Below are 14,832 nucleotides of genomic sequence, written 5' to 3' on the forward strand. Positions count from 1 at the left end.
TTGGCGGGTTACAGCCTGGCCTTGAGGCTTTCCAGATGGGCGGGGATGTCGCGGGCGCTGATGTCGGCCTGACGCACCAAATTGTCAAAATGCTCGGTGAAGGAGGTCACGCGCTCTGTGTCGCGAAAGGCGAGGTAGTTGCGGCCAAGATAGAGCACGGCGAGCAGGGGGCCGAAGACGGTGATCGGGCTGGAGTAGAGGCGGCGGGCGTCAAACAGGTAGAGGCGCAGGCGCGGGTAGAGCTGTTCTGTGAGGGTTGCGAAATGGGCGAGTTGCCGGGCGCGGATGTCGGCGGGCAGGCCGCGATAGTAGCCTTCGCCACGGGCAAAGGATTCCATATCGTGGCGCGGCAGGGCGATTTCATAATCCGATTGAGAGGCGCGCATCAGATCCAGCCGGTCGCGCGAGGCGTTGATGGCCTGTTCTGCGGTGCGGCCCAGATGCGGCGAGTATTCCCAGTTCAACATCTCATCGGTTTTGAGCATGTCAGGCAGCGCGGCGGGGACGTGGCGGATTTTGTAGCCTGCGGCTTCTTGGTGCCAGGCGAAGATCTGTTCATCCACCAGCGCACGGGGGGCTTTGGTGACAGTGAGGGCATTGGCGAGAATATCGGCGGTGTTTTCCGGGCGGTCGGTGAGCGAGAGCAGCCAGTCGGCAGAGACCCCAAGCGCCGCCGCGCATTCGCCGACAACCTGCGCATTGGGCAGCCGCGCGCCCTCGTCTTTGAGGAGTTGGCTGATGGTGGAGCGGTCCACGCCGATGGTGCGCGCGAGCGCGGCCTGAGACATGGCGCTGGTCTGCATGGCGGTGGCAAGGCGCTGGCGGAAGCGGTCGGCGCGGAGCCGTTTGTCGATATTTTCGATCATGTGATGATTAATATCACCTATGGCGATTTTTGTTAATCATATTCGGAATTCTGAAACGCACCGCGGCGCGATAGCTCTGTTTGTGCTCACGAGATCGTGAGCGGGACTAGAACGAAGAAAAGGCGCGGCGATGGAAACTCCCAAACGCTCGATTGTGAAAGCGGTGATCTGGAATGTGATTGGGCTGATGTCCATGGCCATGGTGGGGCTTTGGGCGACGGGCTCTTTGGCGATGGGCGGCAAGATGGCGGCGATCAACACAGCCATCGGCTTGAGCTGCTATGTGATCTATGAGCGGGTCTGGGCGCGGGTGTCCTGGGGGCGTGTGTGTGGATAGGGCGCAGCCCAAGAAAGTGCAGATGCGGGTGGAATGGCCCACCCTTGGGTTGCTTCTTTTGTGCTATGCGCTGTTTGCGCTGGGCACTGTCTGGGGCGCGGCGTTGTGGCTGCCTTTGGGTATGGGGCTGACGGTTGTGGCCATGGCGCTGCACAGCTCGCTGAGCCATGAGATCCTGCACGGACACCCGTTTGAAAACAAGGCGTTGAATGCCGTTTTGGTGTTTCCGGCGCTGGGGCTTTTTGTGCCGTATCTGCGGTTTCGCGACACCCATCTGGCGCATCATTTGGACAGCCGGCTGACCGATCCTTATGACGATCCGGAGAGCAATTACCTTTATGCCGAGGATTGGGCGGCGCTGCCCAAATGGCGACAGCGGGTTTTGCTGTGGAACAACACGCTGGCGGGCAGGCTTTTGCTGGGGCCGCTGGTGGGGCAGATCTGTTTCATGGCTGCGGATTGGCGGGCCATTCGGGCAGGGAATGGCGCGGTGCTGCGCGGCTGGCTGTGGCATGTGCCTGCGGTGGCAGTGGTGATCTGGTGGCTGGTGGGTGTTGGGCAAATGCCGGGATGGGCGTTTGGGTGCTGTGCCTATGTGGCGATGGCGATTTTGAAAATCCGCACCTTTCTGGAGCATCAGGCGCATGAGCGTGCGCGGGGGCGGACGGTAATCATTGAGGATCGCGGGCCTTTGTCCTGGGTCTTTCTCAACAACAACCTGCATGTGGTGCATCATATGCACCCCAAAGTGGCGTGGTATCAGCTGCCCAAACTGTTTCGCAGCCATCGGGCGCGCTATCTGTCGCGCAATGACGGCTATTATTTTGCCTCTTACGGTGAGGTGTTCCGGCGCTATTTCTGGCAGCGCAAAGATCCGGTGGCGCATCCGCTGTGGCGCAAAGGCGGGTGAGACCTGCCGCGGGTGGCTATTCCACAGTGACAACAGCGTCTTAGGCGTGCATCAAGAGCGGCATGGAACTCTGGATCATTGCCTCCGTCGCCGCAGCCGCCTTTCAGACCGTGCGTTTTATGCTGCAAAAACACCTCGCACAGGTGAAGCTCTCCGCCGCCGGGGCCACATTTGCGCGGTTTGTGTATTCCGCGCCGATTGCCGCGGCCATTCTGCTGACGCTTGTCGCCTTGGGGCAGGTAGCGCTGCCTGCGCTGTCCTGGGCCTTCTGGGGCTATGGCATTGTGGGCGGCGCGGCGCAGATCACCGCGACCGTGTGTACGGTGATGCTGTTTGGGCGACGCAATTTTGCCGTGGGCATGGCTTTCATCAAAACCGAGGTGCTGCTGACGGTGCTGATTGGCATTTTGGTGCTGGGTGAGGCGGTCTCTGCCCTTGGGATGGCGGCGATTTTTGTCGGTGTGGCCGGAGTTTTGGTACTGTCGGGGCCGATTGAGGCCAACCAGCAGGGCTGGCGGCGGTTTCTCAGCCCTTCGGCGGCGCTGGGCCTGTTGGCCGGGGCGCTCTTTGGCGTGTCGGCGGTCTGTTATCGTGGGGCCTCTTTGCAGGTGGCACTGGATGCGCCGATGCAGCGGGCGTTGGTGACGTTGGCGGCGGTGACGGCGATGCAGATGGCGGGCATGTGGGTCTGGCTGAAGCTGCGCGAGCCCGGCGAAGTGGCCAAGGTGCTGAGCGCCTGGCGCAGTGCGGGCTTCATCGGGCTGACCAGCATGGGCGGCACCTTCTGCTGGTTCACGGCCTTCACGCTGCAAAACGCGGCTTATGTGAAAACCGTGGGGCAGATCGAGCTGGTGTTTGGCATTCTGGGCACGGTGCTGATCTTCCGTGAGACGATCAGCCGGCGGGAATACCTTGGCATGGCGCTTTTGGCGGCGTCGATTGTGGGGCTGATCCTGTTGGCCTAGGCTCAGCGGTCCTGTATGCGGCCATAGAGTTGCATGAACAGGCTGGCTTCGTCGTAGTTTTTGAAGAACGGTACCGAGGGCGGGGGATCGCGGTCGGTCACGCGGGCTTCGATTTCGGCGAGCACAACCTCGGTGATGAAAGGCAGGTCAAAGGCGCGCACGTCTTTCAGCGGGATCCACTGAAGGTGGGAGAGCTCTTCGCAGGCGGCAGAGAAATCATCCAGATCGGTGGCGATTTCATCGGCGTCCAGAAGGAAGAAGCGCGCATCAAAGCGGCGCGGGCGGCCCGGGGGCGTGATGGCGCGGAAGACAAATTGCAGCGCTTCGGCGGTGGGGACATGGCCGGTGGCGGCAAAGCTTTCCCAATCCGGCGCTGGCGGTTCTGACCAGCTGCCTTTCTGCCCAAGGATCAGCCCGGTTTCTTCCCACAGCTCGCGAATGGCGGCCACGCAGAGCGCATGAGACAGATCGCGGGCGCTGTCTTCGCGCAGACGGTCGGCGCAGAAATCGGAGATACGTGTGGCAAGGGCGATGTCCGCATCCCCCGCGTCCACCGCGCCGCCGGGGAAGACCACCTTGTTGGGCATGAAAGCCGCTTTGGCGCCGCGCTGGCCCATCAGAATGCGGGGATCGGTGTACCGATCCCGCAGAACGATGACCGTTGCGGCGTCCCGAATGGCGGTTTTGTCGATCGTCATGCCCGTATGCTCCCCTCAGCTTGAGGGGTCTTGGGACGGATCACTAGAACCCGTGCATGCGGCGCGCCCATTGAAACGCGACCACGCCCCCCTTCAGTCGAGGAAGAAGGTAGAGCGAGAGCGCGACGCAGCCAACCGCAAAAATTGTAAAGAGGATAAGAGGTTCTGGTCGCCAGTGCACAAAGGCCACGTGCAGGAGCGGGGCCATGAGGTGGCCGACGATCAGAATGGTCAGATAGGCGGGGCCATCATCTGCGCGGTGGTGATGCAGCTCTTGTTTGCAGACCGGGCAATGGTCGCGCACCTTCAGATAGCCCTTCAGCATCGGGCCATTGCCACAATTTGGGCATTTGCGGCGCCAGCCGCGCATCAGGGCAGGTTTTAAAGGTCTGTCTTCCAATGCTGCCGTTGTCTCGCTCATCACATGTCCTCGCGTTCGATCCGGTCAAAATGATGTAGCGGGCGTGCAGATTAAAGAGGTCAAAATGCCTTGCGGCGGGATGTCGCAAAGGAAGGGGCTTGCGGGGGCACTTGCGAGGGCTGGGAAAGGCCAAAGAAGGGCGCGCGCAAAAAAATCGAAAAAAGTTGCGACGGAATGGTGGGGGCGGCGCGTTCTATCTGCACCAAACAGGCAATGAGCCACATTGGACGATGCCTAAAGAGGAGAGATCGAGATGCAAAGCAAACTGATGATCGGCGCGGTTGTGATCGCAGCATTGGGTGTGACGGCTGTTGGGGCCTCCGCCAAAGAGGGTGGCAAGGACCGTTCCCATCGCGGCCACCACATGCCCGCTTTTGAAATGCTGGACACCAATGGCGACGGTGTGGTGACCCGCGCGGAGCTTGAGGCACAGGCGCAGGCGCGTTTTGACGGGGTGGATGCCAATGACGATGATCTGATCTCCCGCGATGAGATGCGGGCCCATGCGGAGGCCTCTGGCAATGCGCGTATGGCCAAAGGTGTGGACCGGATGTTTGACCGGCTGGATGCCAATGAGGACGGTCAGCTCTCTGCAGAGGAGATGAAACCCAAGGGCGACCGGATCGGCAAGATGCTGGAGCGGCTGGACAGCGACGCGGATGGCCAGATCAGCAAGGCGGAATATGACGCCATGAAGGAAAAGCACGCAAACAAGCGCGCAGAGCGCAAGGCCAAGATGTTCAAGGCGCTTGATACCGATGGTGACGGCAGCATCAGTCAGGAAGAATGGGACGCGGCCAAGGAAGCGCGCGGCACAGTCAAACGGGGTGAGGCAGCGACACAGGACAACTGATCCGGTCGAGCTGACCGGGGCGGTGGGAGATGTCCCGTCCAACCGTCCCGGCCTGAGCCTGCTGCGCATCGCTTATCCGGCCTTATCACCGGAGCGATTGCGCAGCACCGGCGCAGCGGGTAGCCCTTGAGACGATGACGATGCCTTACGATCAACAGGACGAGATGCCCGATGACGCTTTGTTGGTGTTATACGCCAATGGAGACGGTGCTGCGGCGCGCAGCTTGACGCTGCGGCTGACGCCGCGGGCGTTTGCGCAGGCGTTTCGCATGCTGGGGGATCGGGCGGAGGCCGAAGATGTGGCGCAGGAGGCGATGATCCGCCTTTTCAAACAAGCGCCGGATTGGCGGCAGGGCGAGGCCAAAGTGACCACATGGCTCTATCGTGTGGTGGCCAACCTCTGCACCGACCGGCTGCGCAAGTCGCGGGGCGTGGCGCTGGACGCTGTGCCGGAGCCGGAAGATGACGCCAAATCGGCGGCGCAGCAGATGCAGGATCAGGCGCGCAATGACGCTTTGCAAGCCGCGCTCAACAGCCTGCCGGAGCGGCAGCGTCTGGCGGTGGTGTTGCGTCACATAGAAGGGTTGGGCAATCCTGAGATTGCCGAGATCATGGAGATCAGCGTAGAGGCGGTAGAAAGCCTGACCTCGCGCGGAAAACGGGCGCTGGCACAGGCACTGGCCGGACAGCGCGAAGCACTGGGGTATACAGATGGCTGATAAGTTTGATGACAAGATGTTTGACGACGACATGCTTGAGGATCTGTTTGCCTCTGCCAAGAGCGATGCGCTGGCAGAGCCGTCGCCTGACTTGATGGCGCGGGTGCTGGAGAGTGCCGAGACCGTTCAGGCAGACCAGCAGGCGGCACAGCAAGCCGCACAGGGTGCCCCCCAAAGCCCAAGCCGCGAAGCGGGCGGCTGGTGGCGCGCGCTGTTGCAGGCGCTGGGCGGATGGCCCTCGCTCAGCGGGGTGGCTGTGGCCGGGTTGGCCGGGGTGTGGATTGGTGTTTCCTCAGGCACGGCCCTGATGCAGAACACTTTGGGCCTCGATCTCTATGGGGAAGTTGCGCAAACTTACCTTTCTGATCTGGATGTGAGCTACGCCCTGACCCTGGGCGTGGAGGAAGAATGATGACACAAGACACTGGTGCAAACGGCGCAACCGATGGGCAGCCGCCAAAGGGCAAAAAACGCCGCGCGCTGCGGGTGCTGTTGATCGGGTCCGTGACCCTCAATGTGCTGATCATCGGGTTGGTCGGCGGCGCGATTTTCAGTTTCAAACGTCACGACGGCCCCCCCGTGGCCGGAGACAGGTTCACCGCGCCCTTTGTGCGGGCGATGAGCTTTGAGGACAAACGCGCCGTGGGGCGGGAGATCCGCCGCAGCTACCGTTCTGCCTCTGTGGATCGGCAGGCAGATCAGGCGCGCTACCTTGAGGCGCTGAGCTTGTTGCGGCAGAGCCCGTTTGACGGCGAAGCGCTGAAGGCCACCGTGGTGGCTCTGGATGAGGCGGGGGTGAACCGGCGGACGCTCGCGCGGGAGAGCTTTCTGAAGCGGATCAGCGATATGAGTGATGCGGAGCGTGCTGCTTATGCCGATCGTCTGGAAGAAGAGCTGAAACATGGCCGCAAAGGCAAACACGGCGATGGCCACAAGGACGGCAAGCACAAAAACTGACCTTGTGGGGCAGGCGGCTCAGGTCTGACAAAGGCGAGCTGGCCTGTCTGAAAAAAAAGGTGCCCGAGGGCAGAGAGGCGCTTTGATTGGAAGCGCTTTTTTGTTGGCGTAGGCGGCTGTGTCAGGCTGCGGAGCAGGACAGGGTGACCTTGTCCCGACCTTCGGCTTTCGCGCCGTAAAGTGCCTGATCCGCGCGGTCCAGCAGGGCAGAGGCAATGCCGTCATGGGCGGCAAGGCGCAGGTGCTGTGTCGATTTGCAGTCCGGTGACTTGGCCTTGATCAGGTCGCTGCCCATGGCCACACCAATGCTGACGGTCACGGGGATCTGAATGTCGCGGCCGCGCAGGTAGACAGGCTCGCTGCGCACCACATCGCAGAGGCGCTGGGCGACCTGCTCGGCGGCGGTCACATCCTCAACCGGCACCACAATCATGAATTCTTCACCGCCCATGCGGGCAATCAGATCTGCCTGAGACAGGCAGCGGCGCATCCGGCGGGCGATCTCGGCCAGAACGATGTCGCCAGCGGCGTGGCCATAGCGGTCGTTGACCTCTTTGAAGTGGTCCAGATCGGCCAGCATCACAGCAAAATCGCCGCGCTGGCTGTGGGCGCGCTGCGCCAGTTTGGTGAGATGCGGCATCGCGTAGCGGCGGTTGAACAGACCGGTGAGCGGATCGGTGACGGCGGCGGTGAGGCCATCCTCAACGCGTTTGCGCAGACGGTCAGTCAGGCGCTTGCGGGCAATCATCGCATCGAGCCGCAAGGCGGCCTCTTCGGCATCAAAGCCGTCGATCAACACATCGTTGGCGCCCAGATCAAGCGCGTTGATGCGGGCAGTGTCGTCTTCGGCGTCCAGCACCACAAGCACAGCGGCCTGACGGGTGGTGGCGCGGGCGCGCACCTCTGCCAGAAGGCGCAGGGACTCATCAGGCGTTGCGGTGCGCAGGGAAATCACAATCGCATCCGGCGCAGCAAACTGCGACATGTCCTGCGCGATCTGGGAGATCGGCTGTTGGCGTAGGCCATACGGCACGCAGGCTTGCAGTTGCGCGTTCCACAGCAGCCCTTCAGCGGCGTTCCAGGAGGCGATCAGCACCTGTGCCGGACCTTCAAAGCCTGACACCTGCTCTGCAAGGCCGGGGATCTGGCCCGCCTGTTCGCGCAGGCGCAACTCTTCATAAGAGCTGCGGGCGCGGATGATGCTGCGGATGCGCGCCAAAAGCGCATCGGTGCTGACAGACATGTCAAAGGCGTCATCGGCACCGGCGCGCAGGGCGTCGATCCGATCCATGCGGGTGCCTTCGGTGTTGGCGATCAACACGGGCAGATGGGCAAAAGCCGGGTTCTCTTTAACGAGTTTGCAAAGTTTCAGTGCGCTCATGTCCACAAGGTCACCGCCCAGAACCAGCAGGTCCGGTGTTTCTGCGTGGAGCAGATCCAAAGCTTCCCCTGCGCTGGCGGCCTGCTCAACACGAGCAAAAACACCAGTCAGTTTGACTTTTAACAAGATGCGGTTCGCCGAGATACTGTCGACGATCAAGACATGAGCTGCCATAAGAAAACCTGAAAACTGTGAAAAACGGGACCTGTTCATTTTGGCTTATCATTGGTTAACAAACTCTTTCGAAAGTGGGAGCAAATGAGAGTTTCTCAAGAAGTGGCGGAAACCGTTGCTATTAAGGCTTTAGGCTGGTTGGTGACCCAAGATGAAGTGGTCGGAGTCTTCATGGGGGCTACTGGTGCCTCGGTTAACGACCTGCGCGAGCGGGCAAGTGATTCTGATTTCATGGGCTCTGTGCTGGAGTTCTTAACGATGGACGATGCCTGGGTGGTCTCATTTTGTGATGCCAATGATCTCCCCTATGACGTGCCGCTGATGGCGGCGAATCTTCTTTTGGGTGAGTCGCGGGCCCATTGGACCTGAATATAGGACGCCTCTTGCGCGCGGGGGCACCGCCGGTGCAGGGTGCGCGGGTGAGGCGCTTGGCGCGGGGCGAAGGAACAAAGGCGATAGGATGCGGGTAGACGGGCTTCTGTTTGATAAAGACGGCACGCTGTTTGATTTTGGGGCGACGTGGAACGGATGGGCAGCGCGGATGATCACGCGCTTTGCCGATGGGGACGCGGCGCTGGCGGCGCAGATCGCAGGGGCGCTGCAGTTTGACCTGAGCGCGGAGGCCTTTTTGCCGGAGAGCTTTGTGATTGCAGGCACCAACCGCGAGGCGGCTGAGGCTGTGGCCAGCGTGGTGCCGGGCGGCGATGTGGACGCGATTGAGCACACGTTGATGCTTGAGGCGGCAGAGGCTTCGCTTGCACCGGCGGTGCCGCTTGGGCCGTTGATGGACGGGTTTATTGCGCAGGGGCTCAAGCTTGGCGTGATGACCAATGACACGGAGTTTGGCGCGCGGGCGCATCTGCAGGAAGCCGGGGTTGTGGATCGTTTCAACTTCATCGCCGGGTTTGACAGCGGCTTTGGGGCGAAACCTGATCCGGACCCGCTGTTGGCCTTTGCCCGGCATGTGGCGCTTGATCCGGCGCGGGTGGCGATGGTTGGCGACAGCAGCCATGATCTTTTGGCCGGCCGGCGGGCAGGCATGCAGACCGTGGCCGTGCTGACCGGTGTGGCAGAAGAGGCGGAGCTGGCCCCGCTGGCGGATGTGGTACTGCCCAACATTGGCCATTTGCCGGAGTGGCTGGGCGCCTGATCTGACCGGCAGATAGCACCATTTGAGAAAGTCAAAAGACCCCGCACCAAGAGGTGGCGGGGTTTTCTTTTGGGCTGCGCTCGGTCCCCAAGGCACAGACGGAGTTCAAAAGCGACAGGTTTTGTCGAAAAAGCGCAGGAATCTCACGCGGGTCAGCGTTTCCTGAAAAGGACGCGGAGAAGGAGAGCGCCATGTCTGAAGCAGAAGAGACATCCCGCAGGGGCAAGCGCAGCGGCGGACGGGCCGCTCGACGCGGGCGCTCGGTTGGTCTGGAACAGATGCCATGGCGCTTGCCGGTCAACACGGATCGGCCGACGGAGCCTTTGTCAGAGGACGGGGTGGCGCGCCTTCATGACGGGGCGATGCGTATCCTTGAGGAAATCGGCATTCAGTTCTTCAACGGCGAAGCGCTCCAGATCCTGAAAGAGGCAGGCTGTCGCGTGGTGGAGGACCGCGTGTTCATGGACCGCAGCTTTGTCATGGAGATGGTCGCCAAGGCGCCGCGCAGCTGGACTCTGACCCCACGCAACCCGGATCGGCAACTGGTGATGGGGGAAGGGCACATCCTGTTTGGCAATGTGTCGAGCCCGCCAAACTACTGGGATCTGGAGCTGGGCCGGAAGGTGCCGGGCACACGGGCGCAATGTGCGGACCTGCTGCGGCTCACACAGTTTTTCAACTGCATCCATTTCTCCGGCGGTTATCCGGTGGAGCCGCAGGACATCCATGCTTCCGTGCGCCATCTGGATGTGCTGTTTGACACGCTGACCCTGACCGACAAAGCGGTACACACCTATTCGCTGGGGGCGGAGCGGGTGGAAGATGCCATGGAGATGGTGCGGATTGCCGCCGGATTGAGCCATAAGGCCTTTGAAGCGCGGCCCCATATCTTCACCAACATCAATTCCACCTCGCCGCTGAAACATGATGAGCCGATGATCGATGGCTGGATGCGGCTGGCGCGGCGCAATCAGGCGCTGGTGGTCACGCCTTTCACGCTGGCGGGGGCGATGGCACCGGTCACCATGGCGGGTGCGGTGGCGCAATCGCTGGCGGAGGCGTTGAGCGCGGTGGCGCTGGCGCAGTATATCCGCCCCGGTGTGGCCTGCGCGATTGGCACGTTTACCTCCAATGTAGACATGAAATCCGGTGCGCCCGCCTTTGGCACGCCCGAATATATGAGGGCGACCCAGATGACTGGGCAGATGGCGAGGTTTTACGGTCTGCCGATGCGCGCCAGCGGCGTCTGCGCGGCCAATGTGCCGGACGGGCAGGCCATGTGGGAGACCTCCAACAGCCTGTGGAGCGCTGTGCAGTCGGGCACCAATATGGTCTATCACGCCGCCGGATGGCTGGAGGGCGGGCTGATTGCCAGCCCTGAGAAGTTCATCATGGATTGCGAAGTGGTGCAGATGATCCAGCGCTATCTGGAGCCGGATATCTGGGCCACGGGGGAGGCGGAGGTTGCGCTGGAGGCGATCCGCGAGGTGGGCTCTGACGGTCATTTCTTCGGGATCGAACACACGCAGGAGCGCTACACCACCGCGTTTTATCAGCCCTTTGCTTCGGACTGGCGCAACTTTGAAGCCTTTCAGGCGGCGGGTGGCACATGGACCGCCGAACGCGCGCATCACATCTTCAAGGATGTGCTGAGCCAATATGAAGAACCGCCCATGGACGCGGCAATCCGCGAGGAATTGGCCGAATTTGTAGAACGGCGCAAAGCCGAAGGTGGCGCGCCCACAGATTTCTGAGACGTGGCACACAGTGTGGTTGCGGCGGGGTGGCGGCAGGCCGCCTCACTTCAAGGTAGGCTTATCAAGACGTTGTTTTTTATCGCCAACCCGATATAGAGAGTCCGCAAGTTTGGTTGGAGGTAGGCCATGCACAAGCGGGAAGGCTACGCGGCCGCAGGGCGTGCGGAAATGGCTGGTGTGGGCGGTTTGGCTGGATTGGCCATCTGGGCGCTGATTGAAAAAGCGCATGAGATTGTCAGCCATCCACTGGCTTATCTTGCCCTGACGGGATTTGTTTCCGGCTTCTTTGCTGTTTTGATGGGGCTGAGCGGCCCGCATCGCATTGTACGTGCGGCTTTGCCTGCGCTTGGTCTCTCTGCGCTGGCGGCGGCCCTGCTGACATGGTCGGGGCTGCGCTTTGACACGTTGGACGCTTTTGGCGCAGCGCAGCATCCCATTATCGCCTGGGCGCTGTTTCTGCTGATTGGCACGCCCTTTGCCGCCGCGACGCTGCGGGATCGTCACAGCCTGCGGGATTATGGCCATCTGTTTGATGTGAGCTGGGGCATCCTTGTGCGCTACTCTGCGGCCTGGCTGTTTGTCGGGCTGATCTGGGCGGTGATCTTCCTGAGCAATGCGCTGTTGGAGATTGTGGGTCTCACGATCATTGAGGATCTCTTGGACATTGAGGGCGCGGCCTTTGTGATCTCCGGCGCGGCGCTGGGGGTTGGCCTCTCTGTGGTGCATGAGTTGCGCGACTATATCTCGCCATTTCTGGTGATGCGTCTGCTGCGCCTTCTGGTGCCGGTGGTGCTGGTGGTGGTGCTGGTGTTTGTGGGCGCGGCCTTGATGCAGGCGCCAGGCGATCTGTTTGGCAATTTGAGCCGCGCGACAACTTTGCTTGCGGTGGCGCTGGCCATGATCACGCTGATCAGCGTGGCGCTGGACCGCAGCGATGTGGATGCGGTGCAAACTCCGTTGATGCGCGCAGCGACCTCGGCCTTGGCGTTGTTGTTGCCGGTTTTGACCGGGCTGGCCGGCTATGCGCTGTGGCTGCGCGTGGCGCAATACGGTTGGACACCGGCGCGGCTGGCAGCGGCCTGCACGGTACTGGTGGTGGGGCTGCATGCGGTCAGCTATGCGGTGGCGGTGGTGCTGCGCGGCGCGTGGATGGCGCGGATCCGTCAGGCCAATATCACCATCGCGGTGGGCATGCTGTTGCTGCTGGCGCTTTGGCAGACGCCGGTGCTGAATGTGGAGCGCATTTCGACCCAATCTCAGCTGGCCCGTATCGTGGCAGAGAAAGTGACGCCGCAGGATGCGGCGCTTTGGGAGATGCAAGCGGAATGGGGCCATGCAGGGCAGGCCGGATTGGCTGCTTTGAGCGCGGATTTTGCCGCCGGTAAACCCGAGTGGCAGGCCGCCGTGGAGGCGGCGCAGTCGGCGGAGAGCTCTTGGGAATATGCGCAGGGCTTTCATGGCAACGCGCGAGTTGCACCTGCAGAAAGATTTGCCGCCAATCTGACGGTTCTGCCGCCGGAAGCGGTGGTGACCGCGCGTGATATGAGCGATATTGCGCTCTATCGTTTGGAAGATTGGGCGGATATTTGCGAAAGCGCGCCGGATCCCGGATGCGTTTTGCTGTTTGGTGATTTCCATCCTACACACGCTGGGCGTGTGGGGATCCTATTTTTGCCAGTGGCAGCACGCAAAGTTGACGTATTTAGCGTGTATGAGGTCGGCAGGTCGCTCGCTGTGGGAGAAAAAATCGCCAGATCAGAAGGTGATCGGGTGACCCTCAGACAACTGAGGGATATACTGGATGGAAAGTTTGAGGTGGCTCCGAGCAGTCGTCAATCGCTGTGGATCGGTGATATGGAGCTTACACCAGAGTTTTAGTTTTGGGCGCGTTGGGGAAATCTTAACACCGCTCTGATCTTATGGGTCTTGGTAAGAAAGGTGAATGCATGCACGGCTTGATCAACAGAGCGATTCAGTGCTTTGTCCGCGACAGCTATGGTCAGCCGCGGTGGGTTGAGGTGTGCCGGCTTGCCGATGTGGACACCACCGATTTTGAAGCCATGCTGCACTACGAAGACAGCGTGACCGAGGACCTGATCAAAGCCGCGTCCGAGGTTATCGGCGCGCCGCTTGAAACGGTGCTTGAGGACATTGGCACCTATCTTGTGACCCACCCGAATGTCGAAGCGCTCAGGCGATTGTTACGCTTTGGCGGCGTGGATTTTGTGGATTTTTTGCATTCGCTGGACGATTTGCCGGAACGCGCGAGATTGGCGGTGGATGACCTTATTCTGCCGAGTATGGAACTTCGCGAGCATTCATCGGAATGCTATAGCCTGACCTGTCGACACCCCCAGCTGGGGTTTGGCCATGTGATGATTGGCATTTTGCGCACCATGGCGGATGACTATGGCGCGCTGGTCTTTCTGGAGCACAAGGGCGCAGAGCAGGATGCTGAGGTGGTTGATATTACACTGGTTGTGAATGCCTTTGCCAGTGGGCGTGAGTTTGAGTTGGGGGCGCGTGCCCAGTGAGCGAATTGGACCAGATCTGTGAGATGACGCAAATGCTGGACGTGATGTGTCCGATGCATGTGCAGCTCGACAAAGAGGGGCGCATCACCCATGCGGGCCCCACGCTGACCAAGATTTTCCCCGATCAGGCGCTGATCGGCGCGGGCTTCTTTGACGTTTTTGAACTGAACCGCCCGCATGCCATCACCTCCATGTCGCGCCTGATGGCCTCGGCGGGTAAGAAACTGCACCTCAAGAAACGCTCTGATCCGCCGACCGGATTAAAAGGCGTGCTGATGCACGACGGCAAAGGTGGTGCGGTTGTGAACCTGAGCTTTGGGATTTCGATCCTGGATGCGGTGCGCGACTATGATCTGAATGCGGCGGATTTTGCGGCCACCGATCTGACGATTGAGATGCTCTATCTGGTGGAGGCCAAATCAGCCGCCATGGAAGCCAGCCGCAAGCTCAATCAGCGCCTGCAGGGCGCCAAGGTTGCCGCTGAGGAGCAGGCCTACACCGATACGCTGACCGGGCTGAAAAACCGCCGTGCGCTGGATCTGATCCTGCCGCGTCTGGTGGAGGAGCGTAAGCCCTTTGGCCTGCTGCATGTGGATCTGGACTTCTTCAAAGAGGTCAATGACACCAAGGGTCACGCGGCGGGCGATGTGGTTCTGCAGCATGTGGCGCGGGTGCTTGTGGAAAGCAGCCGGGATGCGGATGTGGTTGCCCGTGTGGGCGGCGATGAATTTGTGCTGGTGATCAAGGGCAACACCGATGAGGAGGTGCTGGGCCGGATTTCTGAGCGGATCATCAAAGAGGTGGAGGCACCGGTACCCTATAAAGACGCTGTGTGCGAGGTCTCTGCGAGCGTGGGGATTTCGATCTACACCGGCACGGCGGACACCAGCGTTGAAGAGCTGATGGATGATGCTGATACGGCGCTCTATGCCTCCAAGCACGATGGGCGCGCGACCTTCACGCTTTATCGGCCCGAGCTGCGTGAGAACGGCCCGCTGGCGGTGGGATCCTGATCTGCGCGCCTGAGCAGCGCCGATATGTCGAGATGATGGCCCCGCGTGTTGCGGGGCTTTTTCTTTTGGGGGCGCACCCAGACTGCATTTAAATAGA

General features: G+C 61.0%; 17 protein-coding genes. 13 read left to right on the top strand and 4 right to left on the bottom strand.

The genetic code is table 11. The features are described 5' to 3' along the window. Positions 1–8: 8 nt before the first annotated feature. Complete coding sequence (locus ACO07T_RS11195) at positions 9–866, bottom strand: helix-turn-helix domain-containing protein (RefSeq protein WP_422049483.1); 858 nt, start codon at positions 864–866, stop codon at positions 9–11. A 130-nt stretch (positions 867–996) separates the two neighbouring features. On the opposite strand from ACO07T_RS11195, the gene ACO07T_RS11200 reads away from it, so the two are divergent. The 3 genes from ACO07T_RS11200 (at position 997) to ACO07T_RS11210 (ending at position 3,078) form a co-directional block, all read left to right on the top strand. Next, on the top strand, positions 997–1,203 hold the full coding sequence (locus tag ACO07T_RS11200) for a DUF2061 domain-containing protein (protein WP_422049484.1): 207 nt from the start codon (positions 997–999) through the stop codon (positions 1,201–1,203). 22 nt (positions 1,204–1,225) lie between these two features. Continuing rightward, complete coding sequence (locus ACO07T_RS11205; protein WP_422050499.1) at positions 1,226–2,113, top strand: fatty acid desaturase; 888 nt, start codon at positions 1,226–1,228, stop codon at positions 2,111–2,113. Positions 2,114–2,175: 62 nt separating this feature from the next. Then, positions 2,176–3,078 (top strand): EamA/RhaT family transporter, encoded by a 903-nt coding sequence (locus tag ACO07T_RS11210; protein WP_422049485.1) that lies wholly within the window; start codon positions 2,176–2,178, stop codon positions 3,076–3,078. 2 nt (positions 3,079–3,080) lie between these two features. On the opposite strand, the gene ACO07T_RS11215 is transcribed toward ACO07T_RS11210, so the two are convergent. Beyond that, the gene (locus ACO07T_RS11215) at positions 3,081–3,776 is read right to left on the bottom strand and encodes an NUDIX hydrolase (protein ID WP_422049486.1); all 696 of its coding nucleotides are present in this window, start codon (positions 3,774–3,776) and stop codon (positions 3,081–3,083) included. A 43-nt stretch (positions 3,777–3,819) separates the two neighbouring features. Further along, entirely contained in the window at positions 3,820–4,197 is a 378-nt protein-coding gene (locus tag ACO07T_RS11220; RefSeq protein WP_209060847.1) for a DUF983 domain-containing protein, read from the bottom strand. A gap of 253 nt (positions 4,198–4,450) precedes the next feature. Between ACO07T_RS11220 and ACO07T_RS11225 the strand changes: the two genes are divergently transcribed. The 4 genes from ACO07T_RS11225 to ACO07T_RS11240 all read left to right on the top strand — a co-directional run bounded on the left by ACO07T_RS11225 (position 4,451) and on the right by ACO07T_RS11240 (position 6,726). Next, a complete protein-coding gene (locus tag ACO07T_RS11225) occupies positions 4,451–5,050 on the top strand; it encodes an EF-hand domain-containing protein (RefSeq protein ID WP_422049487.1) in 600 nt (199 codons plus the stop codon). 134 nt (positions 5,051–5,184) lie between these two features. Then, on the top strand, positions 5,185–5,769 hold the full coding sequence (locus ACO07T_RS11230; protein WP_422049488.1) for an RNA polymerase sigma factor: 585 nt from the start codon (positions 5,185–5,187) through the stop codon (positions 5,767–5,769). Next, the gene (locus tag ACO07T_RS11235; protein WP_422049489.1) at positions 5,762–6,181 is read left to right on the top strand and encodes a hypothetical protein; all 420 of its coding nucleotides are present in this window, start codon (positions 5,762–5,764) and stop codon (positions 6,179–6,181) included. Before ACO07T_RS11230 ends, ACO07T_RS11235 begins: the two co-directional genes overlap by 8 nt. Then, positions 6,181–6,726 (top strand): periplasmic heavy metal sensor, encoded by a 546-nt coding sequence (locus ACO07T_RS11240; protein ID WP_422049490.1) that lies wholly within the window; start codon positions 6,181–6,183, stop codon positions 6,724–6,726. Before ACO07T_RS11235 ends, ACO07T_RS11240 begins: the two co-directional genes overlap by 1 nt. A gap of 121 nt (positions 6,727–6,847) precedes the next feature. Here the strand turns inward: ACO07T_RS11240 and ACO07T_RS11245 are convergent, their stop codons facing one another. Further along, positions 6,848–8,281 carry a diguanylate cyclase gene (locus ACO07T_RS11245; protein WP_422049491.1) on the bottom strand — a complete coding sequence of 478 codons (1,434 nt, stop codon included), beginning with the start codon at positions 8,279–8,281 and terminating at the stop codon, positions 6,848–6,850. Between the two features lie 84 nt (positions 8,282–8,365). Between ACO07T_RS11245 and ACO07T_RS11250 the strand changes: the two genes are divergently transcribed. From ACO07T_RS11250 to ACO07T_RS11275, 6 genes are all read left to right on the top strand, one after another. Beyond that, positions 8,366–8,650 carry a DUF3572 domain-containing protein gene (locus ACO07T_RS11250; RefSeq protein ID WP_422049492.1) on the top strand — a complete coding sequence of 95 codons (285 nt, stop codon included), beginning with the start codon at positions 8,366–8,368 and terminating at the stop codon, positions 8,648–8,650. A 91-nt stretch (positions 8,651–8,741) separates the two neighbouring features. Then, positions 8,742–9,431, top strand: coding sequence for an HAD family hydrolase (locus tag ACO07T_RS11255; RefSeq protein ID WP_422049493.1), 690 nt, complete (start codon positions 8,742–8,744; stop codon positions 9,429–9,431). A 191-nt stretch (positions 9,432–9,622) separates the two neighbouring features. Then, positions 9,623–11,185 carry a trimethylamine methyltransferase family protein gene (locus ACO07T_RS11260; RefSeq protein WP_422049494.1) on the top strand — a complete coding sequence of 521 codons (1,563 nt, stop codon included), beginning with the start codon at positions 9,623–9,625 and terminating at the stop codon, positions 11,183–11,185. Positions 11,186–11,314: 129 nt separating this feature from the next. Next, positions 11,315–13,066: a DUF4153 domain-containing protein gene (locus ACO07T_RS11265; protein WP_422049495.1), complete on the top strand. Its 1,752-nt coding sequence runs from the start codon at positions 11,315–11,317 to the stop codon at positions 13,064–13,066. 68 nt (positions 13,067–13,134) lie between these two features. Then, the gene (locus ACO07T_RS11270; protein ID WP_209060831.1) at positions 13,135–13,722 is read left to right on the top strand and encodes a heme NO-binding domain-containing protein; all 588 of its coding nucleotides are present in this window, start codon (positions 13,135–13,137) and stop codon (positions 13,720–13,722) included. Beyond that, a complete protein-coding gene (locus ACO07T_RS11275; protein WP_348540476.1) occupies positions 13,719–14,735 on the top strand; it encodes a diguanylate cyclase in 1,017 nt (338 codons plus the stop codon). Before ACO07T_RS11270 ends, ACO07T_RS11275 begins: the two co-directional genes overlap by 4 nt. The last annotated feature ends 97 nt before the right edge of the window (positions 14,736–14,832 follow it).

The sequence above is a fragment of the Shimia sp. genome (assembly GCF_965227725.1).
Classification (GTDB): domain Bacteria; phylum Pseudomonadota; class Alphaproteobacteria; order Rhodobacterales; family Rhodobacteraceae; genus Shimia.